Annotated in this window: 27 protein-coding genes; 8 read left to right on the forward strand and 19 right to left on the reverse strand. The window is 53.4% G+C overall.

All coding sequences use genetic code 11. The annotated features are described in order from the left end of the window. Positions 1–47: 47 nt before the first annotated feature. From IPM31_17490 to IPM31_17500, 3 genes are all read right to left on the reverse strand, one after another. Positions 48–1,112, reverse strand: coding sequence for a radical SAM protein (locus IPM31_17490; protein ID MBK9008767.1), 1,065 nt, complete (start codon positions 1,110–1,112; stop codon positions 48–50). A gap of 188 nt (positions 1,113–1,300) precedes the next feature. Continuing rightward, entirely contained in the window at positions 1,301–1,717 is a 417-nt protein-coding gene (locus tag IPM31_17495; GenBank protein MBK9008768.1) for a VOC family protein, read from the reverse strand. Between the two features lie 170 nt (positions 1,718–1,887). Next, the gene (locus tag IPM31_17500) at positions 1,888–2,886 is read right to left on the reverse strand and encodes a hypothetical protein (GenBank protein ID MBK9008769.1); all 999 of its coding nucleotides are present in this window, start codon (positions 2,884–2,886) and stop codon (positions 1,888–1,890) included. Positions 2,887–3,164: 278 nt separating this feature from the next. Here IPM31_17500 and IPM31_17505 point away from each other — a divergent pair, with 278 nt between their 5' ends. After that, entirely contained in the window at positions 3,165–3,377 is a 213-nt protein-coding gene (locus IPM31_17505; protein ID MBK9008770.1) for a hypothetical protein, read from the forward strand. Between the two features lie 467 nt (positions 3,378–3,844). On the opposite strand, the gene IPM31_17510 is transcribed toward IPM31_17505, so the two are convergent. The 16 genes from IPM31_17510 to IPM31_17585 all read right to left on the reverse strand — a co-directional run bounded on the left by IPM31_17510 (position 3,845) and on the right by IPM31_17585 (position 19,768). After that, a complete protein-coding gene (locus IPM31_17510; GenBank protein ID MBK9008771.1) occupies positions 3,845–4,165 on the reverse strand; it encodes a hypothetical protein in 321 nt (106 codons plus the stop codon). A 90-nt stretch (positions 4,166–4,255) separates the two neighbouring features. After that, positions 4,256–5,350, reverse strand: a complete 1,095-nt coding sequence (locus tag IPM31_17515) for a M4 family metallopeptidase (protein ID MBK9008772.1) — start codon at positions 5,348–5,350, stop codon at positions 4,256–4,258. Positions 5,351–5,581: 231 nt separating this feature from the next. Further along, positions 5,582–6,079, reverse strand: a complete 498-nt coding sequence (locus IPM31_17520; protein ID MBK9008773.1) for a biotin/lipoyl-binding protein — start codon at positions 6,077–6,079, stop codon at positions 5,582–5,584. 3 nt (positions 6,080–6,082) lie between these two features. Then, complete coding sequence (gene accC / locus IPM31_17525) at positions 6,083–7,591, reverse strand: acetyl-CoA carboxylase biotin carboxylase subunit (GenBank protein ID MBK9008774.1); 1,509 nt, start codon at positions 7,589–7,591, stop codon at positions 6,083–6,085. 66 nt (positions 7,592–7,657) lie between these two features. Further along, positions 7,658–9,205: a methylmalonyl-CoA carboxyltransferase gene (locus IPM31_17530; GenBank protein ID MBK9008775.1), complete on the reverse strand. Its 1,548-nt coding sequence runs from the start codon at positions 9,203–9,205 to the stop codon at positions 7,658–7,660. Continuing rightward, positions 9,171–9,611: a hypothetical protein gene (locus IPM31_17535; GenBank protein ID MBK9008776.1), complete on the reverse strand. Its 441-nt coding sequence runs from the start codon at positions 9,609–9,611 to the stop codon at positions 9,171–9,173. The genes IPM31_17530 and IPM31_17535 overlap by 35 nt, the downstream gene beginning before the upstream one ends. Before the next feature lie 52 nt (positions 9,612–9,663). Then, positions 9,664–11,709 carry a hypothetical protein gene (locus IPM31_17540; protein MBK9008777.1) on the reverse strand — a complete coding sequence of 682 codons (2,046 nt, stop codon included), beginning with the start codon at positions 11,707–11,709 and terminating at the stop codon, positions 9,664–9,666. 62 nt (positions 11,710–11,771) lie between these two features. Continuing rightward, entirely contained in the window at positions 11,772–12,821 is a 1,050-nt protein-coding gene (locus IPM31_17545; protein MBK9008778.1) for a zinc-binding dehydrogenase, read from the reverse strand. Positions 12,822–12,957: 136 nt separating this feature from the next. After that, positions 12,958–14,085 carry an acyl-CoA dehydrogenase gene (locus IPM31_17550; protein MBK9008779.1) on the reverse strand — a complete coding sequence of 376 codons (1,128 nt, stop codon included), beginning with the start codon at positions 14,083–14,085 and terminating at the stop codon, positions 12,958–12,960. 165 nt (positions 14,086–14,250) lie between these two features. Then, complete coding sequence (locus IPM31_17555) at positions 14,251–16,662, reverse strand: tetratricopeptide repeat protein (GenBank protein MBK9008780.1); 2,412 nt, start codon at positions 16,660–16,662, stop codon at positions 14,251–14,253. A gap of 6 nt (positions 16,663–16,668) precedes the next feature. Further along, positions 16,669–17,481, reverse strand: a complete 813-nt coding sequence (locus tag IPM31_17560) for an MOSC domain-containing protein (protein MBK9008781.1) — start codon at positions 17,479–17,481, stop codon at positions 16,669–16,671. A 71-nt stretch (positions 17,482–17,552) separates the two neighbouring features. Next, entirely contained in the window at positions 17,553–18,374 is an 822-nt protein-coding gene (locus IPM31_17565) for a serine hydrolase (GenBank protein ID MBK9008782.1), read from the reverse strand. Between the two features lie 154 nt (positions 18,375–18,528). Continuing rightward, entirely contained in the window at positions 18,529–18,741 is a 213-nt protein-coding gene (locus tag IPM31_17570; GenBank protein ID MBK9008783.1) for a dodecin domain-containing protein, read from the reverse strand. Positions 18,742–18,796: 55 nt separating this feature from the next. Then, positions 18,797–19,024, reverse strand: a complete 228-nt coding sequence (locus IPM31_17575; protein ID MBK9008784.1) for a type II toxin-antitoxin system HicA family toxin — start codon at positions 19,022–19,024, stop codon at positions 18,797–18,799. Next, positions 19,021–19,224: a type II toxin-antitoxin system HicB family antitoxin gene (locus IPM31_17580; protein MBK9008785.1), complete on the reverse strand. Its 204-nt coding sequence runs from the start codon at positions 19,222–19,224 to the stop codon at positions 19,021–19,023. Before IPM31_17580 ends, IPM31_17575 begins: the two co-directional genes overlap by 4 nt. A 31-nt stretch (positions 19,225–19,255) precedes the next feature. After that, positions 19,256–19,768 carry a nitroreductase family protein gene (locus IPM31_17585; GenBank protein ID MBK9008786.1) on the reverse strand — a complete coding sequence of 171 codons (513 nt, stop codon included), beginning with the start codon at positions 19,766–19,768 and terminating at the stop codon, positions 19,256–19,258. A gap of 72 nt (positions 19,769–19,840) precedes the next feature. Between IPM31_17585 and IPM31_17590 the strand changes: the two genes are divergently transcribed. The 7 genes from IPM31_17590 (at position 19,841) to tsaD (ending at position 26,232) form a co-directional block, all read left to right on the forward strand. Then, on the forward strand, positions 19,841–20,620 hold the full coding sequence (locus IPM31_17590; protein MBK9008787.1) for a hypothetical protein: 780 nt from the start codon (positions 19,841–19,843) through the stop codon (positions 20,618–20,620). 24 nt (positions 20,621–20,644) lie between these two features. After that, positions 20,645–21,055 carry a hypothetical protein gene (locus IPM31_17595; protein ID MBK9008788.1) on the forward strand — a complete coding sequence of 137 codons (411 nt, stop codon included), beginning with the start codon at positions 20,645–20,647 and terminating at the stop codon, positions 21,053–21,055. Continuing rightward, entirely contained in the window at positions 21,039–22,391 is a 1,353-nt protein-coding gene (locus tag IPM31_17600; GenBank protein ID MBK9008789.1) for an L-seryl-tRNA(Sec) selenium transferase, read from the forward strand. Before IPM31_17595 ends, IPM31_17600 begins: the two co-directional genes overlap by 17 nt. After that, positions 22,378–22,953 carry a hypothetical protein gene (locus IPM31_17605; protein ID MBK9008790.1) on the forward strand — a complete coding sequence of 192 codons (576 nt, stop codon included), beginning with the start codon at positions 22,378–22,380 and terminating at the stop codon, positions 22,951–22,953. Before IPM31_17600 ends, IPM31_17605 begins: the two co-directional genes overlap by 14 nt. Positions 22,954–23,031: 78 nt before the next feature. Continuing rightward, positions 23,032–24,282, forward strand: a complete 1,251-nt coding sequence (locus tag IPM31_17610; protein ID MBK9008791.1) for an aminopeptidase P family protein — start codon at positions 23,032–23,034, stop codon at positions 24,280–24,282. 51 nt (positions 24,283–24,333) lie between these two features. Then, entirely contained in the window at positions 24,334–25,140 is an 807-nt protein-coding gene (locus IPM31_17615) for an AAA family ATPase (GenBank protein MBK9008792.1), read from the forward strand. A 63-nt stretch (positions 25,141–25,203) separates the two neighbouring features. Then, complete coding sequence (tsaD, locus tag IPM31_17620) at positions 25,204–26,232, forward strand: tRNA (adenosine(37)-N6)-threonylcarbamoyltransferase complex transferase subunit TsaD (protein MBK9008793.1); 1,029 nt, start codon at positions 25,204–25,206, stop codon at positions 26,230–26,232. Positions 26,233–26,246 lie beyond the last annotated feature (14 nt).

The following is a 26,246-nucleotide window of genomic DNA, read 5'->3' on the forward strand; positions in this document are numbered from 1 at the left end:
TAACGCTTAAGAACTTTGTGCACTTCGTGTCCTTTGTGTTTAAAGAATTAATACGGACCAATCGTTTCCCAAATCTTTTTATTCTCCACAACAAAATCATCGCAGCGTTGACAGGGCTTGAGCGCGGGCGGGTGCATGTTCAAGCGGATCTGTCGATACGCCGCGCCTTCCCATATTTCGGTGAAGGATTGTTTTCGCACATCGCCCAGCGGTTTGATTTGTTCGCGCGTCATGCAACACACATAGACGAGACCGTTGAAATCAATGAGACTGTGCGTCCACGGCGCGTAGCAGGGAAATTTATTGTAGTAGCCGAATGCGTATCGCCCAGCGCGTCCCAAGCGGACCTCGGAGTCGCCTCTCCCAAACGGGAACGCATCCTCGTCTGCGATATTGACTCCCAGTTCCTGGGCGCGTTGTTCGATGATCGGCGCGATCTCGGAGTTGTACAGCGCGATGTCTTTCTTCCGCATGGACAAATGCTCGCCGCAGTGATCGTCAACAGGGATTAAGTTGATCCCGTCCGCGCCGAGTTCGTGCGCGAGATTGGGGAGCGTGGCGAGCGTTTGATAATTGGATCGCCCGACAACTGTGTTGATGCGGACGGTCAATTTCCCTTTGTGTGAATATTTGTTGAATAACGAGACCGCCTTCGTCGTCTGCTTGAACGAGCCTTCGACACCGCGAATCTTTTCGTGCATCTTGCGGAGCGGCGAGTCAATCGAAACGTTCACGCCGCGCAGACCCGCTTCGACGAGTCGCTTGGCTTTGACCTTATCAATCAGCGTGCCGTTCGTCGTGAGTGTGACGCGCATCCCGAGTTGAGTCGCGTGCTCCACCAAGTCAGGCAATTGCGGACGAAGCATCGGCTCGCCACCAGAGAAGTGGATTTTCTTGCAACCGAGTTCTGCAAGTTCGGAGATGATCTCGCGGAAGCGATTCATCGAGATGGGCGGCTCGCGCGTCTCGCGCCAGTGCTTGCACATCTCGCATTTGAGGTTGCATCCGTAGTTGACTTTGATCTTGACGTAAATAGGTTTGTACGCGCGCGCATGAAGGACGGCTTCGCGCACGTCATCTTTTTCTTCGGCAATTTTGGGGAGGTTGTACATTTAGAGCCCCGACCCCCACCCTGCCTCCCCCATTTCAAAGAACGGAAATGGGGGAGGGGTAAGCACATGTTCGGAGGTTTTTATTGTTTGCATTAGCAATATCTGTTCCCCTTCCCCCAAATCCGATTTTGATTTGGGGGAAGGACGGGAAGGGGGTCAATTCCTCGATCAATTGTAACACTCGCACGTCACCGTCCAAACAACGGATGCGTCTTATTGACCTGCAACAAGTCCCACAAATTTCCATACAGATCCTCGAACATAGCGACCATCCCATACGGCTGCTCTTTCGGCTCGCGGACGAACTTGATTCCCTTCGATACCATCTCGTTGTAATCGCGCCAGAAATCGTCGGTGTTGAGGAAGAGAAATACCCTGCCGCCTGCTTGATTCCCGATAAAGGATTCCTGCTCTGGCGTGGACGCTTTCGCAAGGAGAATGGTTGTCCCTGTTGAGTTGGGCGGAGCGACCACCACCCAGCGTTTGTCCTGCTCGGGCTGGTAGGTATCTTCGACGAGCGTGAAGTGAAGTTTCTCAGTGTAAAACGCAATGGCTTCGTCGTAGTCACGGACAACGAGGGCGATGTGGAGAATGGATTGGTTCAATTGTATTTCTTTGAAAAAGTTTAACGGCAAGCGTTACTGGCAAGTGCGGGAATTGGCAGATAAAAGCCAAAAATAGAAAATACCGAAGGCGCTGAATCTCTTCAAGTGAGGGCAAAGCCCGCACTTGCCCGGTGCGCGCAATGTTGGGAGCGGGTTTGCTGAAAACTGTATTATGGCAACTCATCATCCGTAAATGCTGGCACATTTTTAATTTTAATACCGCTTAGTTCTGATACATACTCCATGAAACTGTTTATTTGTTCAGGGTCTCTATCATTTGTTTCCCAACTTGTTGACAATCTATATCCATTCGTAAATTTGACAATGTATACCAAGCGATTACTTCCTTCCTTTTTCTGCTTTGAACTAAGAATAGAAGCAACGTCAGTGTAATATTGTTTTTCTCCTATATTCCAGAGTTCATTGATAACCAATTTATCTGGATATGCCACTGTGTAGTAATCAAGCATTAAAGTTGATGCAATGATGCAGAGTAATGTGAATGCGCCAAAGAAAATATAAAAGGTTTTATTTGTGTTTCCTGATGATTTCATCGTGTTAAATTTTTGATATTCTGAATACTTATCTCCCAACAAAAGACGAATGATTAAGTACATAAGTATGGTTGAACCGATAATACCAACAAATATAGCGATGATTCCCCATGATATAGGCAATGGCAAGAACATGTAATTTGATTGAGGTAGTAAAGAATATCGAAAATCGCTAATTTTTACCAATGCCAACCAAGATATATAACCTACTACTGGGACAGAGATAAAGAACAACGCCAAAGCATAAATATCCCACTTGCCATATTTTGTTGACAACTCTACCATCTCTTGATTTCTTTTCTCGTCATTTTTTGCTATGGTTTCTAATTCAGATGGTAAAACATCAAAACTTTCTTGGCAGTAACGGCAAATATCATCTTTCTCAGGAACTACTCGTTTGCAATGAACGCATACTTTTTTATTGGGTGTCAATAAGACTATGAGCAAAAAAATTGGACCGCCCCAAATGGGAAGCAAAAATGCCATCAAGACTGTTACGATAGTTGTAACAGCCAAATCATCAAAAAGGAATTTTGATTGATTTCTTCCAAGAATAAACCAACCAATTACCCCAAAACCTGCCCAAATCACGAAAGGATAATTTATGTTTTCCATACCGATTACTATTCAAATGGCAAGCACCCAACGGTTTGCGTTAGCGGATTTTGGGCGGGCTGGGAAAAGGCTTGAGATGTAGAAAAAACTTGAAGCGAGAAAAATGCTTCTCGAAGCCGCAGACTCCCAAAAATCCGCTGCACGCTTTGTTGGCAAGAACCGACGAATGCCAGACTCTTTGCCGATAAACCAGAACCACAACCAACTTGACTAGATTTTACACCCGACAAACTTTTTGACAATGATTTTGCCCAAAAAACAATGACCGAATTTTGAAAATGCCAAAACCTGATTTGCTGAACCTGACAAAAAAAGCCCGAACCCAATTTACCAAAACCTTAATTGAAAAACTTGAAGTCAATTTTGGAAACCATGCAAAGCCAAAAAGTGACATTGTTGATAAAACGAACTTTTGCAAACCAAAGCCACGACGAAAAACCTTGAAGCCCATTTTGAAAACCATGCAAAGCCAAAAAATGACTTTGCCATAGAATGAATTTTTACCAATCAAAACTTTTACAAACCGAAACCTTGACCGAAGAACATAAGCTGATTTAGAAGCCCCGACACAATTTGAAAACACGAAAGATTTGGAAAACGCCACTGCTAAAAGACTTGGCTTTATTGAAACAGAAATTTTGCTAAAAACCCGAAACTTAATTTTGAAAACGCAAACGCTAATTGAAGACGAAACTTAATTTTGGAAAACGTATTTAGGTTTTTACCGAAGGTTCTTGCCAACTTTGTCTTAACCAGCCTACAGGCTGTATAATTGCCTATGTACAGCATTATAAATCTCTCCTCACAATCCAACAACAAATTATAAGACCTTCCACCTCATGCGTCTCAAAGCAGACCTCCTCCTCTTCCTCGTCGCCATCATCTGGGGGACGGGATTCGTGGCGCAGGGAGTGGCGGCGCGGAAGAACAAGCCCCCGATATTATCGGGGGCTTGTTCTTAATGCTTTTTGATTTTCTTCCTCGCCAGTCGATTGAGTAGCTCCAACAGTTCCTGCATTTTCTCATCCTCGGGCGCGTCACCGGTGATGACCGTGTGATGCCATTTCCCCGCTTCCACCGTGATGACGTACGTGAATGCATCGGGCACGGATTCGCCGCTTGTAAGTTTCGCGGGAAGTTCGGGGAAATCGAGGGCGTCGAGCAACTCCCTCAAGGTCTGCGAGAGATCGTCGGGCAGGTCGCTCACGTCGAAGTCTGCCGCGAGGCGGATGCCTGCAAACCCTCCGGTGCGTTCGAATTTGATTCGTTCCACGTCCATTTGAAACTCCTTGCTATTTCATCCTGAGGGATGCCTCGCGTTCCGAAAGGTCTCCCGCGCGACAGCGTCCGAAGAATGGCATGCGCTTACTTACGCCGCGCCGAGGAAGCGCAGTGTCGCTTCGAGACAGCCTTTTGGCTCGGGCGTTTCGCCGCCGATGGCGATGCCGACTCCCGCCCAGCCGTTTTTGACGGCTTGTTGCTCAAGGCTCCCACTGCCGAACAACTCTCCCGCCGCCTGATGCGTGAGGTCCGCGCATTGCTGAAAGTTAGAATTTTCGCCAAGTTTGTCGCGCAGGGTCACATACCAGATCATCCCCGTTTTTTCCCACGCGTATCCGCCGATCTCCATCGCGGCGCGGTAGAAGGCGTGGTTCGGGATACCGGAATTGATGTGCACGCCGCCGTTATCGCTCGCCGTGTTCACATACTCTTTCATGTGCGCGGGTTGCGGGTCTTTGCCGAGCACGGGATCGTCGTACGCCGTGCCGGGCGCTTTCATCGTGCGGATGCCGAAGCCGTTCACGTTGGAGGTGAACAAACCCGCGCCGATGATCCAATCCGCTTCGGCGGCGGTCTGGCGCGATTGATACTGTTTCACCAGTGAGCCGAACACATCCGACATGTGCTCGTTCAACGCGCCCGGCTGTTGCGAGTAGACGAGCTTGGCTTCGAACTGCGTGACGCCGTGCGTAAGCTCGTGTCCGATGATATCGATGGCGATGGTGAAGCGGTTGAACAGACGATCCTCCGCGGGCAGGTTTTCATCGCCGTCGCCGTACACCATTTGTTTGCCGTCCCAGAAGGCGTTATCGTAGCCGGTGCGGTAATGCACGCTCGAGTCGAGCCGCATGGCGTTGTTGTTGATCGAGTTGCGCCCGTACACATCTTTGTACAGATCGTAGGTGACGCCGCTCCCATCGTACGCTTCATTCACCGCCGCGTCCGCGCTGGCAGGGTCGCCTTCGCGGCGCACAGCTGTGCCGGGCAGGGATGTGCCGCGCTTCACATCGTAGACGATGCGTTCCTTGCCGCCCTCCGCGGCGCGTGGCATGGTGGGGGCGAACAAATCAGCCAGGCTGGCGCGCATGGCGCGTTCTGCCCGTAATTGATAGACAACGCTGATGTTGTCCATTGCCATTTGTTTCTGCGCGTCGGAACCTTTGGTGGCGATCTGCTCCAGCATGTGTTCCGGGAGGATACATTCAAGCGAATGACGGTGGTTATGCATGAGGTTTGTCCTTTCAGAGTTTGCCTGGTTTCAGTATACGGCGTTTTAGGGCATATTACAAATTACGGAAGTGGCGAAACAAGTGTGTAAAAATCCTCTTCGCCACAGAGAAAAAATCTCAAGGTTCTCTGCGTGCTCTGTGGTTAAAAACGTTTTGGTAGACACTGCCATTCACTCTCTATCAAATCAAACCACGCTCAACAGCGCCTGTTTTTGCTCCACGCTTTCGCCAGGCTTGACCCTGATGCGGCTGACCTTCCCATCGCGCGGTGATTTCAACTCGTTTTGCATCTTCATCGATTCGAGGATGAGAAGCACCTGTCCTTTTTTGATTTCCTGCCCGTCTTCCACCGGCACTGCCACCACCAACCCGGGCATCGGCGCTTTGAGGTTGAACTCGCCGCTTTCGGCGACGCCCCCGCCTGCCGCGGCGCGCAAGCGCTTCTCGCGCTCGTCTTCCACAACCACGGGATATAACCGCCCGCGCAGGAGCACTTGCCAATTCTCATCGCCGCGCGCGATGTACGACTCGTGCGACATACCGTCTGCGATCAGCGAGTAGACCGGCTGTCCGCTCACGGTGACGAAGTCGATCTCGTACGTCTTGCCGTTCACGCTGACGTGTTTTTCGTCGATGATGTCGACGAGGAAGTCCTTGCCTTCCACTGTGGCAACGTATTTCATGGTTTACCTGTGCATCCTTTCCCAGCGACTGACCCACCTCCAGTTGCTGGCATCTCGTTCGTTGCGTTGCACGAATTGCGATGACACTTCGGTTTCGTGGTGTTCAACCAGCGTGGCGAGGATCGCCGCGACTTCGGAAAAATCCTGGCGATTTTCCTCCGCATCTTCCATCGAGAAGCGTTCCTCCACAAAACGCGTGTCGTATTGCCCGCCCATGAAGCGATGCGAATCCATCATCGTCTGGTGGAAGGGGATGTTCGTCCGCACGCCGACGATGCGATACTCTTCGAGCGCGCGGCGCATGCGCAAGATGGCTTGCGCGCGCGTCTCGCCCCACACGATCAACTTGGCGATCATCGGGTCGTAGAATGGCGTAATTTCGAAGCCAGGATACACCCCCGTATCCACGCGCACGCCGGGACCGGTGGGGAGCAGGCTGTGCGTGATGCGCCCGGTGGACGGCATGAAGTTGTTGTAGGGGTCCTCGGCGTTGACGCGGCACTCAATAGCGTGACCGTTGAATTGCACCTCGTCTTGTGCGTAGCTCAAAGGGCGACCGCGCGCGATGCGAAGTTGTTCCTTGACGATGTCGATGCCGGTCACCATTTCGGTCACAGGATGCTCCACTTGCAAGCGCGTGTTCATTTCGAGGAAGTAGAAGTTTTTGTTCTTGTCGAGCAGGAATTCGATCGTCCCCGCGTTGACGTAGTCCACCGATTTGGCGGCTTTCACAGCCAGCGCACCCATCTTCGCGCGGAGATCGTCGTCCAACGCGGAGGAGAGCGCTTCTTCCAACAATTTCTGGTGACGCCGCTGTAGGGAGCATTCGCGTTCCCCGAGGTGGATCACGTTGCCATGCTTATCTGCGAGGATTTGAATTTCGATATGCCGCGCGTCGATGATCAATTTTTCGAGGTAGACGTTGCCGTCCCCAAATGCCGATTCAGCCTCCCGTCGGGCAGAGGCGAGCAGGGTCGGCATTTCTTCCAGGTTGGTCACTTCGCGCATCCCTTTGCCTCCGCCGCCGGCTGTGGCTTTGATCAATAAGGGGAAGCCGATCTCTGTCGCTTTAGCAAGCAATTCGTCGTCGGTCATGTTGCCCACATCTTCGGTGCCCGGCACCACCGGCACACCGGCTTTGATGACGGTGGCGCGGGCTTCGGCTTTATCTCCCATCGCCGCAATGGAGGAGGGTTTCGGTCCGATAAATGCGATGCCCGCTTCTTCGCACATGGCTGAGAACGATTCGCGCTCGGCAAGGAAGCCGTAGCCCGGATGGATCGCGTCCACATTGGCTTTGCGGGCGATGTCCATGATCTTGTCCGCGCGTAAATAGGATTCGCGCGAAGGCGCGGGACCGAGCAGGTATGCCTCATCCGCAAAGCGGACGTGTAGCCCGCGTCGGTCGGCTTCGGAGTAGACCGCCACGGTGTCGATGCCCAGCTCCCTGCATGCGCGGATGATGCGCACCGCGATCTCGCCTCGATTTGCTACTAATACTTTATTGAACATGGATGCTCCGCATGGTTCAAGTTTCACATTCCAACTACCTGAAACCTGAAACCTGAAACCTGAAACCTAGAGTGGGATATTCCCGTGTTTCTTCGCCGGGTTGGTATCGCGCTTGTTGCTCAACATTTCCAGCGCGTTGATCAAGCGCGGGCGAGTTTCCTTCGGCTCGATCACATCGTCGATGTAGCCGCGTTCTGCCGCCACGTAGGGGCTGGCGAATTTCTCGCGGTAATCCGCCACCAATTCCGCTTTCCTTGCTACGGGGTCCTTTGCTTTTTCTAATTCTTTGCGGAAGATGATGTTGACCGCGCCATCGGGTCCCATCACGGCGATCTCGGCAGAGGGCCACGCAAGGTTTATATCACTGCGGATGTGTTTGGACGACATCACGCAATACGCGCCGCCGTACGCCTTGCGGGTGACCACCGTCAACTTCGGCACGGTGGCTTCGCAATAGGCGTATAACAACTTGGCGCCAGAGCGGATGATGCCATGGTGTTCCTGGTTGGTGCCCGGTAAAAAGCCTGGCACATCTTCGAATGTGATGATGGGAATGTTGAACGAGTCGCAGAAGCGAACGAAGCGCGCGCCTTTTTCACTGGCGTCGATATCAAGCACTCCAGCCAGCACGGCGGGTTGATTTGCCACGATCCCCACCGAATGACCGCCCAGACGCGCAAACCCAACCACGATGTTTTGCGCGTAATTTTCATGGATCTCGAAAAACTGCCCGCCATCCATGATCGGGCGGATCACGTCTTTGATATCGTACGGCTTGTTCGCATCATCGGGGATGATGCCGTCGAGGGTCTCGTCCATACGCAGTGGATCGTCGGTGACGAGGAACGGCGGATCTTCCATGTTGTTCTGCGGCAGGTAGCCGAGCATTTTGCGGATCAGGAACAACGTATCGGCTTCGCTGTCTGCCGCCACATGGCACACGCCGGACTTTTCCGAATGCACGCTCGCGCCGCCCAGTTCCTCCTGCGTCACTTCCTCGTGGGTAACGGCTTTGACCACATCGGGTCCCGTCACGAACATGTACGAGGTGTTGCGCGTCATGAAGATGAAATCGGTGAGAGCGGGAGAATACACCGCGCCGCCGGCGCACGGCCCCATGATGGCGGAAATTTGCGGGACGACCCCCGATGCCATGGTGTTCCGTAAAAAAATATCGGCATAGCCCGCCAGCGCAACCACGCCTTCTTGAATACGCGCGCCGCCCGAATCGTTCAACCCGATCACAGGCGCGCCAGACTTCATCGCCATATCCATGATCTTGCAAATTTTTTCCGCGTGCACTTCTCCGAGGCTTCCCCCGAACACGGTGAAATCCTGCGAAAAAACATACACCAACCTGCCTTCGATGGTGCCCCAACCGGTGATCACCGAATCGCTAATGAACTTTTGTTTGTCTAACCCGAAATCGTGGGTGCGGTGTTGGACGAACGAGTCCATTTCGCGGAACGAGCCTTTGTCCACCAAAAGTTCGATGCGTTCGCGCGCGGTGAGCCGCCCTTTTGAGTGTTGCGCCTTGATGCGCTCTTCGCCGCCGCCCAAACGGGATTTTGCCTTGAGGTCATACAGTTTTTGAAGATTGGTCTGCTTGTTCATGTTCCTCGCTTTTTGAAAAATATCGGATCGTGCTTGTGTGAAACAGGATGACAGCCACGATCAACAGGATGACCGCCGATGTAAGAAGCGCGACCGGCAAGTTCGCCCGCGCCGACTGAAAAAAAACATGTTCGACCCACAAGTGCGCCTGCCACACGCCAGCGGCGGACGCCACCCTCATCCGCGCCGACGCGTCCCGGCGAATGATACTCCAACATAGCGCGATTCCTACGATCGCCCAGATGACGCCGGTCAAGGCGAGATAGGCGGGGCTGAGGCTTGCGTCGAACTCCACCAACACATCCCACCAGCGTAGGGCGGCGGCGGCGCGCGAAGCGCCCCATGCTGATGGAATTAACACCAGCCATAGGAGCAGGGTTACACCGAAGGGACGATTGGCAGGCATGAGTCGCTGAGGAAAAGTGGATCAGGCAGAATGGCGGCAAGACGCGTTTTTGTCATTTTGGTCGCTCGTATTGTAGCAATTGTTTTCCGCCGTAGGAAACGCTGGTGGGATGCAAATATTCGTTGAATTGCCCCTCATAGGGTTGGCGGTCGAGGATGCCGGGGTTTGCCAGCACATAATCCAAGCCGAGGCTGGCGAGATATTCGCCCGCTGTGCCGTTTTGCAAATGCTCGAAGTATTCGGGGCTGTTGATCAACCCGTCCATGTTGAGGATGGCGCGGTCTTGAATGAAGTAGCCGACATTGCCGCCGCCCGTGAAGCCGATGAGACTGCCCGGCTCGGTATTCGCTTCGAGGAGCGTGGCGATCTCCATCATCGGCACATCTGCTGACCAGCGGTTGTATTGCATCGTGAGTTTGATTCCCGCCCAATAGATTTGTCCCATAAAGTAGCCGAAGAGCAACGTGATGACCCATGCGGTACGGTGAATATGTTTGATCCTTCTCACAAGCGCGAGTAACATGCCCAAAGCAAGACCGATGACCAGAACCGCGCCGATGCGTTGCGTGATCCAATACCATTCTTTGAAAGCGGAGTAGCCGCTGGAGTGATAGTAGAGAGTCTGCAATACCGAGCCGCAGGCGATGGGAATAAAACTCAGGTGAATCAACGCCGTTCTGCTTTTTTCTTTGTTGAGAAACAGAAACAGGAAAAAGACGATGAAAGCGGCGACCAGCGCATACCAATAATAGATTTCGATCTCGGCGGTGCGATTTGAGAATCGCTGGACGAAATTTCCGAGGGTGTTCGTGAGCGGAGTCCACGCGAGTCCGTCGCCCTGAAAGTTGATGCCGAAGAAATCGAAGGGACTGCGCGTCGCGCCGCCGTACACGCGCGCGGGGAACGATCCCCACCAGCGTTTGATCTGTCCGCTGACAGGGGAGAATGATCCGACGGCGAGTTTGTTCCAGAGCATGTAAACGCCGAGCAAGCCGAAGACAACGCCGAAATATGCAAAGCCGTCTTTCATCCATGCTTGCCAATTTTGTTTGAGTTCAGAAAGCGGATTCACTGTATCGTTGCTTGTTTCATTTTTCGCGCGGAGAAGTGTGTACGCGAGTCGCGGAATGCCGAAGAAGAGGATCGTGAATCCAAAGTCGAGCAGGATGACGGAGCGGGGGAATCCGCTGGCGGAGGGAACCGCAAGCATGAGAATGCCGACGAGGGCGGACCCAGCCGCAGTCGAGAGAAAGAGGCGAAGCGTCCACTTGCGAACATCTGCCAGAGTGTGTTTGTCGCACAAGCCGAAGAAAAACGTCAGCGGAATTTTGATCATCAACGCAAGCGCCGCCATGACGACTGCGGCGTTCGAGTAGTCGTAATATTCGGGCAGACTCAATCGGAGGAGGAAGGCGAGGAACACGGACGCGGCGGCGGCTGTGATGTCGAGCGGAAGAAAATAGCGGAGCGGATGAGCGCGAAAGGCGACCCAAAGCCCGGCGAGCGCGACGAAGAAAACCAGATCGAGCCTGCTGAAAATTGTCAACGCGCCGATCAGCCCAAGTGTGACAATTTGTTTTGTTGTTCCTTGTTGATCTCGAAGATTAGTTTCAAATTCATAAAGTTTGTATAGCAAAAGGGCGACGAAGAATGCCGCGATGCCTGATTCGAGTCCTTGTTGATAGATGTTGGTGAGGACGTCGAAACTGAACACCCAAAACAACGCGGCAAACGCGCCGACGGCTGGCGCGAAGACTTTGCCTAGCAAGCGATAGAAAAGGATCGCGGTCGAAACTTGCAACGCGCTCATCACAAGCAGGAGGACGCGGAGGGGGAGGACAAGATCGAACCTTGCCAATGAAAAAATTGGAATACAAATTAACATCCACAACGGATGATAGCCATTCGTCTTGTTGATGCCGTCAAACGTGGAGCCGTGTCCCTCGCTGATGTTTTGCGCCACTTTGAAGTAGTAATAGGCGTCGTCGCGCGTGAACCAACGCAGTGAAAAATTCTGCGCGTCGGAGAGCGCGGCATAGACGCTGATGGACATGACGACGATGACTAAAACAATTTCAAACCAGTGGCGTTTAATCATTTTTGTGGAAAATTTTTTAAACACGAAGGGCACAAAGGACACAAAGGAATTAACAAGGAAAGTCATGGGATGTCCAACGTGATCTTGCCGAAGTTTTCGTTTTTCCATAATCGTTCTTGCGCGAGGGCGGCTTCTTTGAGCGGGAAGGTTTTGTCCATCACGGGTTTGAGTTTGCCCGCGACGATCAGATCCATCACTTCGTTGAACTCGGCAATCGTGCTCATCGTCGAACCGAGGATGCTGAGGTGTTTGGCGAACAGGTAGCGATTGTCAATTTCAAATTTTGGCGAGCCGCTGTTGCCGACGGTGAGCAATCGTCCGCCTTTGCGGAGCGCGCGCAGACTCATCATGAAGGTCGCGCCGACGTTGTCTACAACGGCATCCACGCCGCGTTTATTCGTGGCGAGGTAAACCGCTTTCGACCAATCCTCTTCTTTTGAGCGGTCAATCAAAACATCCGCGCCGATGGATTCTGCCATCTCAAGTTTCTTTGAATTAGAGCCAACGACAATCACCTTCGCGCCGAGATATTTTGCAATCTGGATGCTCGCCGTATTCACCCCGCCTCCCGCGCCGACGATGAGGATTGTTTCGCCGTTTTGAATCTTCCCGCGAGTACCTAGTGAATGCCACGCGGTTTGATAGACCAACGCGGACGCAGCGGCTTGATGAAAATTGAATCCCTTCGGGAGTTTGTATAACTGTTTGATGGGAATGGAGATAAATTCCGCGTACGTGCCGCGCACGGTCTCGCCGAGCAGATGCCAGCGCAAGCACATGTTGTCTTTGCCCGCCAAACAAAATTCGCATTGCCCGCATCCGAGGTTCGCGTTGATGACGACTGAATCTCCAATCTCCAGTTCTCTATTCTCTATTCCTCTATTCTCTACTTCTCTAATCTCTTGCACTTCCCCCGCACCATCCGCGCCGTTGATGTGAGGCAACTCCAATTTCAAACCAGCCCAGCCATTGCGCACCATCACATCCATGCGGTTGAGCGACGCGGCGCGCAGACGGATCAACGCTTCGCCGGGCTTCGGTTCGGGCGTGGGAAAATCGGCATATTCCAAAACTTCCGGTCCCCCATGCTGACGAAAAAGCGCTGCTTTCATCAGGCTACCTTGCGCTCTTAAAATTAGGACGCTGATACACGCTGATTGCGCAGATTTTTCTTTTTGAATCAGCGGAGTCAGCGTTTATCTGCGTCCATATTATTTTGGTCCTAACGATCAAATCTTTCATCGCGCTCTACTTCAATCCCAGTTCACTGCGCGAAATGACGAGCCGCTGGATCTCGCTCGTGCCTTCGTAAATTTCTGTGATCTTCGCGTCGCGGAAATAACGCTCGACCGGCAACTCTTTGCTGTAACCCATGCCGCCGTGAATTTGCACGGCTTGATGCGTCACGTACATCGCGGTTTCGCTTGCGAATAATTTTGCCATCGAGGCTTCCAGCGAATATCGACCGCCGTCTTTTTTAGATTTTTCTTTTGCCATCGCCGCATTGTAAATGAGCAGGCGAGACGCTTCGATGCGCGTCTTCATGTCCGCAATTTTAAATCCCGTCCCCTGGAATTGACCGATCGGCTGACCGAACGCTTCGCGCGTGACGGCGTACTGTCTCGCCGCTTCGTAAGCCGCTTCGGCGATCCCAAGCGCTTGCGTCGCGATCCCAATGCGACCCGCGTCCAGCACGGTCATGGCGATCTTGAATCCCTCGCCTTCTTTGCCCAACAAATTCTCGGCAGGGACGCGGCAATCTTCAAAGATCAATTCGCTCGTCGCGGAGGCGCGGATGCCGAGTTTCGGTTCTTTCTTTCCGCGTATCAGTCCGGGCGTATTGCCTTCCACTAGAAATGCGCTCACGCCTTTTTGTTTCTTCGTAGGGTCGGTCATCATAAAGACGACAAAATAATCTGCCACCGGTCCGCTCGTGACCCACGACTTGCGGCCGTTCAAGATGTAGTGGTCGCCGTCGCGGACCGCGCGCGATTTCATCGTTCCCGCGTCCGATCCGCTTTGAGGTTCGGTGAGCGAATACCCGCCGATGGATTTTCCCGAAGCGATGGGAGTCACAAATTTTTTCTTCTGTTCCTCCGTGCCGAACTTCATGATGCCGTGACAATACAATGAGTTGTTGACCGACATGATCACGCCGTGCGAGGCATCCGCTTTGCAGATCTCTTCGAGGGCAAGCACATAGGCGAGCGTGTCCATGCCTGCGCCGCCGTAGGCTTCTGGAATTTCCAAGCCCATGAATCCCAATGCGCCCATTTTTTTGATGGTCTCGCGCGGGAATTCGCCGCTCTCGTCGAACTCCGCCGCAACAGGGAGTATCTCTTTTTGGGCGAAATCGCGCGCCGCGTTTTGAATCATCTTATGCTCGTCGCTGAGCGAGAACATGGCAAGGTCGGTCATGGAGCCTCCAGTAGAGATTATTGCCTTGATTATACCCGCTGGACTTGCATTGCTTATTGCTCTGAATGGTGAAAGGCGGCGTCGTCCGCGTATCTTTGCCAGAATCGAATCTGCGCGCCGGCGTTACTTCGGGCTGTACAAGAATCGATAGGCGTTGTAGATCTCGTAAATCAAACGGATGTAATTTCTCGTCTCTTCAAAGCGCGTCACCTCGAGGAAAAGGTCTGGATCGTCACCGGCAAGTTGCTTCCAGGCGAGGGCGTTGCCGGGTCCGCCGTTGTAAGCGGCGAGCGCGGCGTAATAATTGCCGCCTAGCAACCCTTTATTTTTTTCGAGATAATACACCCCATAGCGGACGCTGACATTCGGGCGGTATAAATCCTGTTCGTCATAGTTGGGGGGCCACGCAAGTTCGCCGGCGATCTGAGCGCCGGTTGGGGCGACGATCTGCATTAGGCCGTGCGCGCCCGCATTGGACTTGACGAACCCTTCAAACAGACTTTCCTGCCGAATCACGCTGTAGATGAACACAGGGTCGAACCCGAAGTTTTGCGATTCTGTCATCACCAGGTCGCGGTAATAGAACCCATAGCGGATGCGGTTGAAATACGGCGGCGCGGCTAATGAAGCGGATTGGCTCTCCAGCCCAGCCAGCGACAGCACCTGGCGCGCCGCAAAGATAGCGGAACGATATAACCCGATCTCAAGGAGATGATTGGCGAGGCGGAAGCTATCCACCGCGTTATTGCTGACCGATTCGCGCAATGCCTCAAATTCCAGCCGCGCTTCGTCGTACATGCCGAGTTCCCATAATTCTGTGCCGCGCACGAAGCGCGGATCGTTGGCGAGGGCGTCGGGACCGGCGAAATCCGTTTCGGCAGGCAGGTTGAAGGTGATGCGCATCCAGGCTTCGGCATTCTTTCGCTCCACTGCAAGATCAGGTTCAATGATCGTGACCGATTTGCTAAACGGAGAGTCTCCCAAGATTAGGTCGCTCGCGCGGATGCTGTAATAACCGGTCGAATCGATCGCTTGCGCCTGTTGCCACGCCTCTCGCGCCGCCGTGTCGTCGCCAAGTTGTTGTTGCGTTTTGCCAACCCAGAGAAGCGCGCGGGCGCGGTCTTCTGGCAGGGTGGCGAGCAACAGTCCGCGTTGAAACACGATCAGCGCGCCGGGCAAGTCTCCGAGGCGATAACGGGTGATGCCGGCAAAATGCAACGCGTCTGACACGTGCTCGCTGGCGGAATATTCGTTTGCAACCCGTTCCCAGATTTGCGCCGCTTCATCCAGCCGGTTATCGCGTTCGGTCACGCGCGCCGCGGTCATGAGGAAGGAGGGCGATTGACTGGAATTGGGAACTGCGGCGACAAAGTCGAGCAGGGTTTTTGCGCCAGCCTGATAGTCTCCTTGCGCCGCCCATTCCAAAAAGGATTTATCTTCCCAGGCTTCGGTCCAGCGAGGGTGCGATGGGTAGGATTTGATGAACGCGTCCAGCGCGTCGATGGCTTCCTGGTTCCGTTGCAGGTCTCGCAAGGTGAGGGCGCGGTAATAGGAGGCGGTGCCGTCGTGAGTTGGGTTGGCTTTGATATACCGGTCGAAGGCGACCAGCGCCACATCGTATGCCCCGGCGAAATAGTCCACCAAGCCGCGATCGAGATCGTTTACGGGGACGTTTGCGTCTACAAGTTTGACCAGCGACAGGTATGAGTAGATCGAGAGGGGGTAATTTTCAACCGTGTGGAGATAGCGAGTGTATGCCGCGTCGGTTTGACCGAGGGCGAGGTGGGCGTTGCCAGCCAGATGATCGATTTGGGCTTTGACAAAATCGTTTGTGGTCGAATTGGCGATCTGGTCGTATAAGGCGAGGGCGCCGGCGTAATCGCCGAAGTCTGCGCGGGCTTGCGCAATTTTGAGTTGGAGAGTCAAGCCTCCATCGAGGCGCGAAGCGTTTAGCGCGGAGGTGTACGCGTTGATGGCGCCGGTGTAATCCTTGATTTCGATGAGCGCGTCGCCGCGGTATTCCTGCGCGTACGCATCCAGCACGCCGGGGACGCGCGTCGAATACATGTTGTAGGCGTTGGCAGATTCCTGAAATCGTCCAAGTCCGTAGTAGGCTTGTCCCATCAGAAAATATGCCCGGGCGGAATAGGTCGATTCGGGGTATTCGGTGGTCAGCGTTGTGAGTTTTTCGATGGCGGGTTCAAAGCGTCCGTCGGTGAGTTCGACGCGACCCAGCCCCCACAGCGCGGCGGCTTTGATATCTTTGTCGGATGTATCGTTATACGCGCTGAGGTAATGTTGTCGCGCCGCGTCAAAATCTCCGTAAAAAAGGGCTTTGTCGCCGGCGTCGATCCGCACAACGGGGACGGGCGTGGGGTAGGACGTTGATGTGATCGTTGGGCTGGGCGTGAGCGTTGGACCACCGGGCGTGATGGTGGGTGTCTCTGTGGCTACGATGATGGGGGTGGTCGATATTTGACATGCCAGCGTGAAGACGATGGCGCAGAGAAAAACGATTCTCAATCTGGATTTCATGAATGTTTATTGGTTGGTAGAGGTGGCGACGATCTCCACGCTCATTCCCAATTCGAGCCTGCCTTCGTTGAGGGGAATGACGTTCTGCCCAAAAATCGCGCCGAGCGCGTGCTTGCGATACTTTCCAAGAGTCTTGAGCGGCTCTTTCTTCCGTTCGAGCGTTTCTTTGTCTATTGTCGTCACTTCACACCGCGCGCACGGCTTGACGATGGCAAACTTAACGTCGCCGATCTGGATTTGGTTCCACGTATCTTCGGCGAATGGTTCGCATCCCCTGACGACAATGTTTGGGCGAAAGCGATTCATGGGGAGCGGAGTGTCGAGCCTTGTGTTTAGGTCTTGCAGTGATTCTTCGGAGATGATCAGGATCGGATACCCATCTGCAAAGCCAGTGTGGTCGTCTTCGTTGACCGCGTATTCCTGGCTGACCAATCTTTTGAAGCCATCGGCGATGTGAACCAGCCGCACGGAGATACCAAGAAAATCAGATAACCATTCCACCGCTTCTTCGCCTTGGTCAATGGCTTGGACTCCTTGGCTCTTCCAAATATTGACGGGCCATGAATGTCCCGATGTGCGGATTCCGATTTGGATCGAATCCATGTTTGGCGCGGAGAGGGTGAGGACGCCGTCTTTCCGCACCGGTGTGATCAATGCCAGTTTGGCGATCTGTCGTTGCGTGAGAAATTCACCTTCGGGTGTGACGACCATCAAGCGACGGTCTAAGGCAAGCCCCATGCGTTCGACGTTCCATGCTTCCACTTCATGTCCGCGGCAGGCTTTGACAGGGTAGTAGATGAGGGAGGAGAGTGTGATCATAGTGTTTGGCGATTAAGCCACAGAGAACACTGAGCCCATTGAGAAAAACTCAAAATCTCTCTGTGGCAAAATTAAATTGCTCCTGTTATTTGTTCATAAACCAGTTTTGAAATGTTCGCCATGCAATCGTGCGCTTTGTCTCCGTTGTCTTCCGGGAAACCGCGCGTCATGATCGAGATCGCATACGGCTTTCGATTCGCAGGGAAGACGATGCCTGTGTCGTGATAAAAATCGTCGCTCCAGCCTGTTTTGTGGGCAACACGTGTTCCTGTTGGAAGCAGGTGCGGGATGCTTTCAATGAATTCCTGCCCAAGCAGGATTTCGATCATTTCATCCGACACTTCTTTAGAAATAATTTTGCCCTCCGCGATCAACCGCATCGTTTGCGTGAGTCCGCGTGCAGTGCCGCGGTTGTTCATTCCATTTTTGAGCGCGGGTAGATCGTACATCCCGCGGATGAAAGAGACGCCTTGAATCCCAAGTTCCGCAATGAACTCGTTGATCCGTTTTGCGCCGATCCTTTGAAACAGGATATTCGTGGCGAGGTTACTGCTCCGCACGATCATCAGCCGCGTCAGTTCTCGGATGGATTCGGTCTCACCGATCCGCTCGTACAACGTGGTTTCGGAATCGTCCGTTGCGTTCAATGAATACGGACTTCCATCCGCGATGCTGGGGAAGGAGTTGAAAATGGTGAGCGGATCGTCCAGCGAAAGTTGTCCCGCATGCGCCTGCCTGAAGGCTTCCATCATCAGATGTGTCTTGACCGTGCTGGCAGGGTGATACGACTCGTCCGCGCGGAGGTTGATCTCCCTACCAGATTCTAGATCATGAACAGACAGGGAAATATCCTTGCCGCTGAATTGCGCTATGTATTGTTCAACAGGAAACATAAGCCGCAATTGTACTTCATTGCGTCTGTCAGAATTTAATTTCCCCAATCTTTTTTACCACGAAGGACACAAAGTGCACTAAGGTTTTAAAACTTTGTGTCCTTCGTGTCACTTCGACAAGCTCAGCGCAAGCCTTTGTGGTGAGAGATATTTTCTATCCGCCTTCGTACTTGAACGAAACCTTGACTTTGGCGCGGTACGCGGTGATCTTGCCGTCCTCCAGCACCATATCCAACTGGCTGACTTCGGCGATGCGTAAGTCGCGCAGGGATTTCGCCGCGCGCTCCACAGCCACAGACGCCGCTTTCTCCCACGATTCCGAACTCGTGCCGACCAACTCGATGATCTTGTATACGCTGTCTGACATGGGATGCTCCTTTTGGTGCAAGAATGAAATCTACCTGTACATCATGGAAACAGGTTCAAACCAATTCAAGGAATCTGTCTACATCCAAGCGCGCCTGCTTCAAGATATGTGAAAGGGTTGAGCGTTTGACAGGGCGATGAGCAGGAACGGTAATTTTGAGTAGTTCATCTCCGGTTCTTTTTTGTAATCGAATATGACTTCCCCGCTGGCGAATCACTGTCCAGCCATCGCGTTGTAATGCCCTGATGATTTCCGTATACGACAGGCTGGGGACTTTACTCATACTTCAATTTCCTGCACCAGATCCTTTTCGTCCAGAATCCAATCATCTTCAACTGGCTCCAAATACAACTCAATGGCTTCTTGAATATTTTTCAAAGCCTCTTCCTGTGTATTTCCCTCGCTGATACATCCCGGCAGTGAAGGCACATAAGCCGTGTAGCCGCCTTCATCGCTTTCTTCGAGGATAATTTTGAATCGCATACGATGCTCCTTCGCTAAAGCAATTATACACTCACCACTTCTCCCAATGAACGATTTCCTCCAACGACCTCCGCCCGCCCTTCTTCGGCGCGGACGTGAGTTTCGCCTCCTCCAACGGATACCCAAACGACAGCGCGATGCGCAAATGCCACTCAGGCGGAAAACCCAAAATTTGGCGAGCCAACTCGGCGTTGTAGATCGAAGCGGGCACGGAGCCGACTCCCAACTCCCATGCGGCGAGTTGCATATACGCGGCGGCTTGACCGGCGTCGAACATCGTCTGAAATTTCGCGGTCGGTTCGGCGGTGAGGATCGCCACGCCGATCGCCGCGCCCGCGAGATGTTTCGCCCACTCGCCGCACTCGGATAATGCTTTCAATGTCGCCTTGTTGCGGATCACAATGAACTGCCAGCCCTGCTCGTTCTTCGACGATTGCGATCTCCGTCCCGCGTTGAGAATCGCGTCGATCACATCTACCGGTAAGGGAGTCTCTTGGAATTTTCGTACCGCTCGCTTCAAACGGATTGCGTCTAACACATTCATAGGAACCTCCATGCGCTTTCGGATTATACCTTCCCGATGCCCTGATATAATTTGCCGACAACAGGAGAACTCATGCAGGTATCGTCACAGCGCATGCTCGGGCTAATGATTGGATTGATCTTTGGTCTGGGGTATGCGGTCACATCAAACTACGTCAATGAATGGGTGATGCCGGGCATCCCCTTGTTCACGCCCTGGCCCGGTCGTTTGGGCGTGATCGTCCTGACAACAGCCGTATTCGGCTTTTTGGGTTTGCTCGCCGCATGGCCAGACGAATCGATCCCCGGCATCCTGCTCACCGGTGTGGCGGGCTCATTCCTGACATCCATCTGGATTTTTATGACCGCCACCTCGAACCTGGGCGGCGTGTTCGCCCTGCTTGCGCTGGTTTTTCTGCCGCGCATGTTCTTTTACATCCCGTATGGCTGGCTGGTGCGCTGGTTGATGGATCGTCTCAGCCCGCATCCCCATCGAGCCGCCGCCCCGGTTTGGCGCTGGGCTTCGGTCTTGATGGGCTTCGCGGTCGTTTCCGGACTTGGTTTATTTGCGCTCCATGGCGAAGAGACGCGCCTTTCCCTAACGCGCATGGAGAAACTCATGCGCGAGAGCGCGCAAGCAACCTCGCGCGATGAATTGCCAGCGCCCCTGCAAAAAGTGGAAGGATTTCTCCAAAACGCGAAAGGCGATTACGCGTACGAGATCGGCTCGAACCCCGACGTTCTCCCCGTGCAACGCCCCATGGTAGAGTATGGCGCGCAAGAACCGTTCCTCATTGTCAAATTCAAAAACGGGTTTCGGTTTGGTTGTGTATTCTCGCCTCCATACATCGTTCCTGCCTGCGTCAGATTTTAACGTACGTGTAGGAAATACAGATTCGTGTCTTCACAGAATTTTCGCTCGCACGCAATTTCTGCGCTCATCCTCATGCTGGTTGGGTGGGGTGGCTTGTTCGCGCTGGTGCACTATTCCTTACCGCTCGTAGGGTTTCGCTTTTTATTCTTCGCGCTCATCATCGTTGCGCTCACCGGCACGCTCCTGCCCATCGTCTATTTTTTTCATCGGCGCTTTCCCGCCAACCCTCCTGCCGAATCGAATGTGATCGTTCGTCAAGCGGCATGGTTTGGCGTGTACGGCGCAACCCTGGCGTGGTTGCAACTTGGGCGCCTTGTCACGGTATATGTGATCCTCGGTCTCGCCGGCGGATTGTATGCCATTGAATATTTCCTCCGCCTGCGCGAACGCGCCCGCTGGAGTCCGCCCGTCATCGACGATGACCAGCCTTCGTAACCTCCCCTCGGTCGACCAACTTCTTCATCATGCGGATGACCTCCTCATCAGGTTTGGCCGCCCCTTGACTCTGGACGCGCTTCGTTTGACTCTCGACGAAACCCGCGCGCGCCTCAAACTCGACGGGGAATCTGCCTCGCCTTCCTTCGACTCGATTCTCGCCTCAGCCGCCTCCCACCTCGCCGCATGGACAACTCCCTCGCTTGCGCCCGTCATCAACGCGACGGGAGTCATCCTCCACACCAATCTCGGACGCGCGCCGTTATCCGCATCCACTATTCAAGCGATGAACGCCGTCGCCGCGAATTATTCCAACCTCGAGTTTGATATGGACACAGGCAAGCGCGGCTCGCGTCTCATCCACGCCGAATCGGTTTTGCAAAAATTACTTGGCGTTGAATCTGCGTTGGTGGTCAATAACAATGCCTCTGCGGTTTTGCTTGTGCTGTCTGCATTGGCGAATAAGAAGCGCGTGGTCATTCCGCGCTCGCAACTCGTGGAAATCGGCGGAGGCTTCCGCGTGCCAGATGTGATGAAACAATCGGGCGCGAAATTGGTTGAGATCGGCACAACGAACAAAGTCCGCATCGCCGATTACAAAGACGCGCTCGAAGAACCGACCGCGCTGGTCATGCGCGCGCATCGCAGTAACTTCAAGATCGTCGGCTTCACCGAAGAACCCGAACTCGCCAAGATTGTTGATACTGCTCACAAAGCAGGCGTGCCAGTGATTGACGACCTCGGCTCAGGCGCATTAATTGACACCGCGAAATACGGTCTCGCCCACGAACCGACCGTGCAAGAGTCCCTCGCGGCTGGAGTTGATATTATTTGTTTCTCAGGTGACAAATTGCTCGGCGGTCCGCAAGCGGGAATTATCGTCGGCAAGAAAGAGTTGATTGACCGGATCAAAAAACATCCGCTGGCGCGCGCGGTGCGGGCAGACAAAATTTCGTTGGCTGGCATCACCGCGACTCTGTTGCATTACCTCAAAGACGAAGCGGAGCGCGAAATCCCCGTCGTGCGGATGATGTCGCTTACGGCGGAGCAGGTCGAAGTCCGCGCTGAGGCGTGGCGAGGTGTATTGGGAGTGGGGGAGGTGATTCAATCCGAATCCACAGTGGGCGGCGGGAGTCTGCCAGAAGAATCCATGCCGACGTTTGTTTTGTCGTTGAAAGTGAAAAGCCCCGACAAATTTTTAGCGAAGTTGCGCGAGGGGAATCCGCCCGTCATCGCGCGGACGGAAAACGACAACGTGTTGCTCGATCCGCGAACGGTGTTGGACGACGAGGCGTTGTTGCGCGTGTTGAGGGAGGCGTTGCGTGCATACCGTTGAAATTCCGATCAAAGACGCGAAGAATCCGCCGAAGATAAATTTTCCCGATCGTTGTGTGAATTGTGGGAAGCCGAAGCACACGGTGATGCCGTTGCAGTTGAACATGGGAGTTGAAAAACGCGGGCAAGGCGTGCTGATGGATTTTCCCGTGCCGTTGTGCACCGAGTGCGAGAAAAGAGAGCAACGCATAACGTATATCACGCTCGTGCCGTTTTTAATTGCGGGTCTCATCGTGGGCGTGATCGCATTCATCCCCGCGATGTTGATCGCCCCCGAAGGGACGTCGCAGCAAACTCTTGGTTTCCCGTTTGTCTTCGGCGGACTCGTCGGTATGGTGGTCGGCGCCATCGGCGGAACGGTTGTTGAATTCGTTTTGAAATTATTACTTGCTCCAGTGTATGGGCAACTGCTCCTGAAACGCCCGCTGACCATCCTCAGTTTCTTCAACGACTCGGAAAATGTGATCGGTCTCTCGGCAAGATTTACAGACAAGAAAAAATCATTGAAGTTAACTTTTGAGAATGATGATATTGGAAAAGAATTCAAACAGCTCAATCTCTAATCTCCAATCTCCCAATTCTCCAATTCTCCAATTCTCTAATAATCATTTACCAATTACCAATTACACCCCAGGAGCCCCATGAAATCAGACCTCGACACCCTCATGCAAGCCCGCAACCTCGATGCCCTCATCATCTTTGGGCATGGTGAACACAACCCGCCAATGTATTATTTCACTGGCGGCGGGCACATCATGCACGCTACGCTGATCAAAAAGCGCGGCGCAGAACCCGTTCTGTTCCACGGCGATATGGAGCGCGATGAAGCCGCCAAAAGCGGATTGAAATGTGTTCCGTTCAGCAAATACGACTATGATGTTTTGTTCGAAAAGGCGGGAAAAGATACGTTGTTGGCGACCGCCATGCGCTGCGAGTTAATGCTTCGTGAATTGGGTGTGACTGCCGGGCGTGTCGGCGTGTATGGAACCTATGACCTGGGTTGGTCGTATGGAGTGCTAGCCCACCTTCAAAAATTGCTGCCGACCATCGAAATTGTGGGCGAAGCGACTGGGAATTCCCTCATCGTCCGCGCCATGGAAACCAAAGACGATGCCGAGGTGAATCGCATCCGCAAGATGGGGAAATTGACCACCGAAGTGGTTGCCCAAACGCGCGACTATCTCACGGCTTGCGAGGTGCGAGACGATGAGGTATTGTTGAAAGAGGATGGGTCGCCGCTCACGGTTGGCGATATCCATGCGAAGATTCGTTTGTGGGTGGCGGAAAAGGGCGGAGAGTTGCCCTCCGGGTTTATTTTTGCCATCGGACGCGACGCAGGCGTGCCTCACTCCGGGGGAACCCCGGAAGATTTGATGCGCCTGGGTCAAACCATCGTGTTCGATATCTATCCTGCGGAAAGAGGCGGCGGTTATTATTACGACTTCACGCGCACATGGAGTCTCGGCTATGCCACGCCCGAAGCGCAGGAGTTATACGATCAAGTGTTTGAGATCTTCAACAAATTGGCAGATAATTTTGACTTGAATGCGCCGTTCAAAGAATACCATCGTATGACGTGTGAATATTACGAATCGAAGGGACATAAAACCCCGCTCAACACAAAATCTCCGATCGAAGGATATGTTCACAGCCTTGGGCATGGCGTGGGTCTCAATATCCACGAACGACCTTTCAGCGGTTTGACCTCCGGCGATGACGAACGGCTTGCGCCCGGGGTGGTCATTACTTCCGAGCCCGGGCTGTATTATCCCGAAAAGGGCATGGGCGTCCGTATTGAGGATACGTTGTGGGTCCGCCCTGACGGGCAGATCGAGAAATTGGCGGAGTATCCGTATGATTTCGTTTTGCCGATGAAGAAGTGGAAGAAGTAACATCGTTTCATCCGCAGTTTAACTGCGGATGAAACCCATATTGTGTGTGTCATGCCGCACCTGAAGTCAATTTCCGTGCGCGAGTTCGGTTCGCGCGATACAGACTCATTTCCGTTCACGTTGGAAATCGTCAAATCTCTGCGCGAGATTCAGTTTACTTCGGCTGTCACGTTCTTCGTCGGCGAGAACGGATCGGGGAAATCAACCGTCCTTGAAACGATCGCTTGCGCGGCGGAGTCGATCACAGTCGGGAGCGAGAGCGTGCGGACCGATAAATCCCTCGCGCCGCTTCGCAAACTTGCTCAATACTTCCGCCTCGCGTGGACGAAGCGCACACGCAAAGGATTCTTCCTGCGCGCGGAGGATTTCTTCGGGTACGCCAAGTCCATGCGGCAGACGAAGGAAGAATTTCAGCAGGAATTGCAAAACGTCAAAGAGGAATACAAGGGACGATCAAAATACGCCGAAGTGTTGGCGAGCATGCCCTATCAAGGTCAACTGGCGGAGATGCAGCGCAGATATGGCGATGGACTCGATTCGCGCTCGCATGGCGAATCGTTCCTGACCCTCTTCCAATCCCGCTTCGTCCCCGACGGGTTATATCTGCTCGACGAACCCGAAGCCGCGCTCTCGCCCATGCGCCAGTTGACGTTCATCGCCGCGCTCAAACAGATGATGCGGGAAAATTCGCAGTTCATCATCGCCACCCATTCGCCGATCCTGCTTGCGTTCCCCGATGCGCAGATCCTCCAATTTTCCAACGGCGTGATTCGCAGAGTACAATACAACGAACTCGAACACGTGCAACTCACAAAAGATTTCCTGAACAACCCCGATTCGTTTTTACGTCACCTATAAATTACCAATTACCAATTACCAATTACTACCCACTGATAACTGATAACTCCTCACTGATCACTGATGACTATCCTCTCTTCCACCCTAATCCTCGCCATCGAATCCTCGTGCGATGAAACCGCCTGCGCCGTCATCGAAAACGGACGCGCGCTTCTCGCCTCCACTGTCGCCTCGCAAATGGACATCCACGCGCGATATGGCGGCGTGTTCCCCGAGGTCGCCTCGCGCCAGCATGTGCTGAGCATCATCCCCGTTGTTCAGCAGGCGCTCGCCAAATCGAATCTCTCGCTCAACGACATGGACGCCATCGCGGTCACGCGCGGACCCGGTCTTGCTGGTTCGCTAGTCGTCGGCATGAACATGGCAAAAGGGCTTGCCCTCGCGCTCGGTCTTCCGCTCGTCGGCGTCAATCATCTTGAAGGGCACGTGTACTCGGCGTGGATTCATCCCGCTGGCGAATCGATTCCTCCCGAGCCGCAATTCCCATTGATGGCGCTTCTCGTCTCAGGCGGACACACCGAACTGAATCTGATGACCGATCATTTGACGTACAAACGCCTCGGTTCAACCCTCGACGATGCGGCTGGTGAGGCTTTCGATAAAGTGGGTCGCCTCTTGGGCATCCCGTTCCCCGGCGGACCCGCCATTCAGAAAGCCGCGGAGAATGGCGACCCAACGCGCTTCAAATTCACACACCCGAAACTAGACAATCCCTACGCCTTCTCGTTCAGCGGACTCAAAACTGCTGTGTTGTATCAAGTCAACGAGTTGAAGAAAACGAATGAAGAACTTCCCGTCGCTGATCTTGCCGCGTCCTTCCAAGCGACCGCCGTTGATATTCTCTTCAACAAGACCATGCAAGCCGCGCGCGATTTCAAGGCAAAAGAAATTTTGGTCGCGGGCGGAGTCTCTGCCAACAAAGCATTGCGGACCGCCTTTCAATCACAAACTGAATTCAAAGTGAACATCCCCGCCTTTTCGTTATGCACCGATAACGCCGCCATGATCGCCGCCGCGGGATATTATCGTTATGCGTCTGGTCAGGTTTCGGAGATGGACATGGACGTCCAGCCGACGTGGACGCTGTCATAAATAATTCCTCCCCC

The sequence above is a fragment of the Candidatus Defluviilinea gracilis genome (assembly GCA_016716235.1).
Classification (GTDB): Bacteria; Chloroflexota; Anaerolineae; order Anaerolineales; family Villigracilaceae; genus Defluviilinea; species Defluviilinea gracilis.

What these genes read in the sequence shown, in the direction of transcription:
- IPM31_17490 (MBK9008767.1), bottom strand. Translation starts at nt 1,112, where the DNA reads ATGTACAACCTCCCCAAAATTGCCGAAGAAAAAGATGACGTGCGCGAA.
- IPM31_17500 (MBK9008769.1), bottom strand. Translation starts at nt 2,886, where the DNA reads ATGGAAAACATAAATTATCCTTTCGTGATTTGGGCAGGTTTTGGGGTA.
- IPM31_17505 (MBK9008770.1), top strand. Translation starts at nt 3,165, where the DNA reads ATGCCAAAACCTGATTTGCTGAACCTGACAAAAAAAGCCCGAACCCAA.
- IPM31_17510 (MBK9008771.1), bottom strand. Translation starts at nt 4,165, where the DNA reads ATGGACGTGGAACGAATCAAATTCGAACGCACCGGAGGGTTTGCAGGC.
- IPM31_17515 (MBK9008772.1), bottom strand. Translation starts at nt 5,350, where the DNA reads ATGCTGGAGCAGATCGCCACCAAAGGTTCCGACGCGCAGAAACAAATG.
- IPM31_17520 (MBK9008773.1), bottom strand. Translation starts at nt 6,079, where the DNA reads ATGAAATACGTTGCCACAGTGGAAGGCAAGGACTTCCTCGTCGACATC.
- accC (MBK9008774.1), bottom strand. Translation starts at nt 7,591, where the DNA reads ATGTTCAATAAAGTATTAGTAGCAAATCGAGGCGAGATCGCGGTGCGC.
- IPM31_17530 (MBK9008775.1), bottom strand. Translation starts at nt 9,205, where the DNA reads ATGAACAAGCAGACCAATCTTCAAAAACTGTATGACCTCAAGGCAAAA.
- IPM31_17535 (MBK9008776.1), bottom strand. Translation starts at nt 9,611, where the DNA reads ATGCCTGCCAATCGTCCCTTCGGTGTAACCCTGCTCCTATGGCTGGTG.
- IPM31_17540 (MBK9008777.1), bottom strand. Translation starts at nt 11,709, where the DNA reads ATGATTAAACGCCACTGGTTTGAAATTGTTTTAGTCATCGTCGTCATG.
- IPM31_17545 (MBK9008778.1), bottom strand. Translation starts at nt 12,821, where the DNA reads ATGAAAGCAGCGCTTTTTCGTCAGCATGGGGGACCGGAAGTTTTGGAA.
- IPM31_17550 (MBK9008779.1), bottom strand. Translation starts at nt 14,085, where the DNA reads ATGATTCAAAACGCGGCGCGCGATTTCGCCCAAAAAGAGATACTCCCT.
- IPM31_17555 (MBK9008780.1), bottom strand. Translation starts at nt 16,662, where the DNA reads ATGAAATCCAGATTGAGAATCGTTTTTCTCTGCGCCATCGTCTTCACG.
- IPM31_17560 (MBK9008781.1), bottom strand. Translation starts at nt 17,481, where the DNA reads ATGATCACACTCTCCTCCCTCATCTACTACCCTGTCAAAGCCTGCCGC.
- IPM31_17565 (MBK9008782.1), bottom strand. Translation starts at nt 18,374, where the DNA reads ATGTTTCCTGTTGAACAATACATAGCGCAATTCAGCGGCAAGGATATT.
- IPM31_17570 (MBK9008783.1), bottom strand. Translation starts at nt 18,741, where the DNA reads ATGTCAGACAGCGTATACAAGATCATCGAGTTGGTCGGCACGAGTTCG.
- IPM31_17575 (MBK9008784.1), bottom strand. Translation starts at nt 19,024, where the DNA reads ATGAGTAAAGTCCCCAGCCTGTCGTATACGGAAATCATCAGGGCATTA.
- IPM31_17580 (MBK9008785.1), bottom strand. Translation starts at nt 19,224, where the DNA reads ATGCGATTCAAAATTATCCTCGAAGAAAGCGATGAAGGCGGCTACACG.
- IPM31_17585 (MBK9008786.1), bottom strand. Translation starts at nt 19,768, where the DNA reads ATGAATGTGTTAGACGCAATCCGTTTGAAGCGAGCGGTACGAAAATTC.
- IPM31_17590 (MBK9008787.1), top strand. Translation starts at nt 19,841, where the DNA reads ATGCAGGTATCGTCACAGCGCATGCTCGGGCTAATGATTGGATTGATC.
- IPM31_17600 (MBK9008789.1), top strand. Translation starts at nt 21,039, where the DNA reads ATGACCAGCCTTCGTAACCTCCCCTCGGTCGACCAACTTCTTCATCAT.
- IPM31_17610 (MBK9008791.1), top strand. Translation starts at nt 23,032, where the DNA reads ATGAAATCAGACCTCGACACCCTCATGCAAGCCCGCAACCTCGATGCC.
- IPM31_17615 (MBK9008792.1), top strand. Translation starts at nt 24,334, where the DNA reads ATGCCGCACCTGAAGTCAATTTCCGTGCGCGAGTTCGGTTCGCGCGAT.
- tsaD (MBK9008793.1), top strand. Translation starts at nt 25,204, where the DNA reads ATGACTATCCTCTCTTCCACCCTAATCCTCGCCATCGAATCCTCGTGC.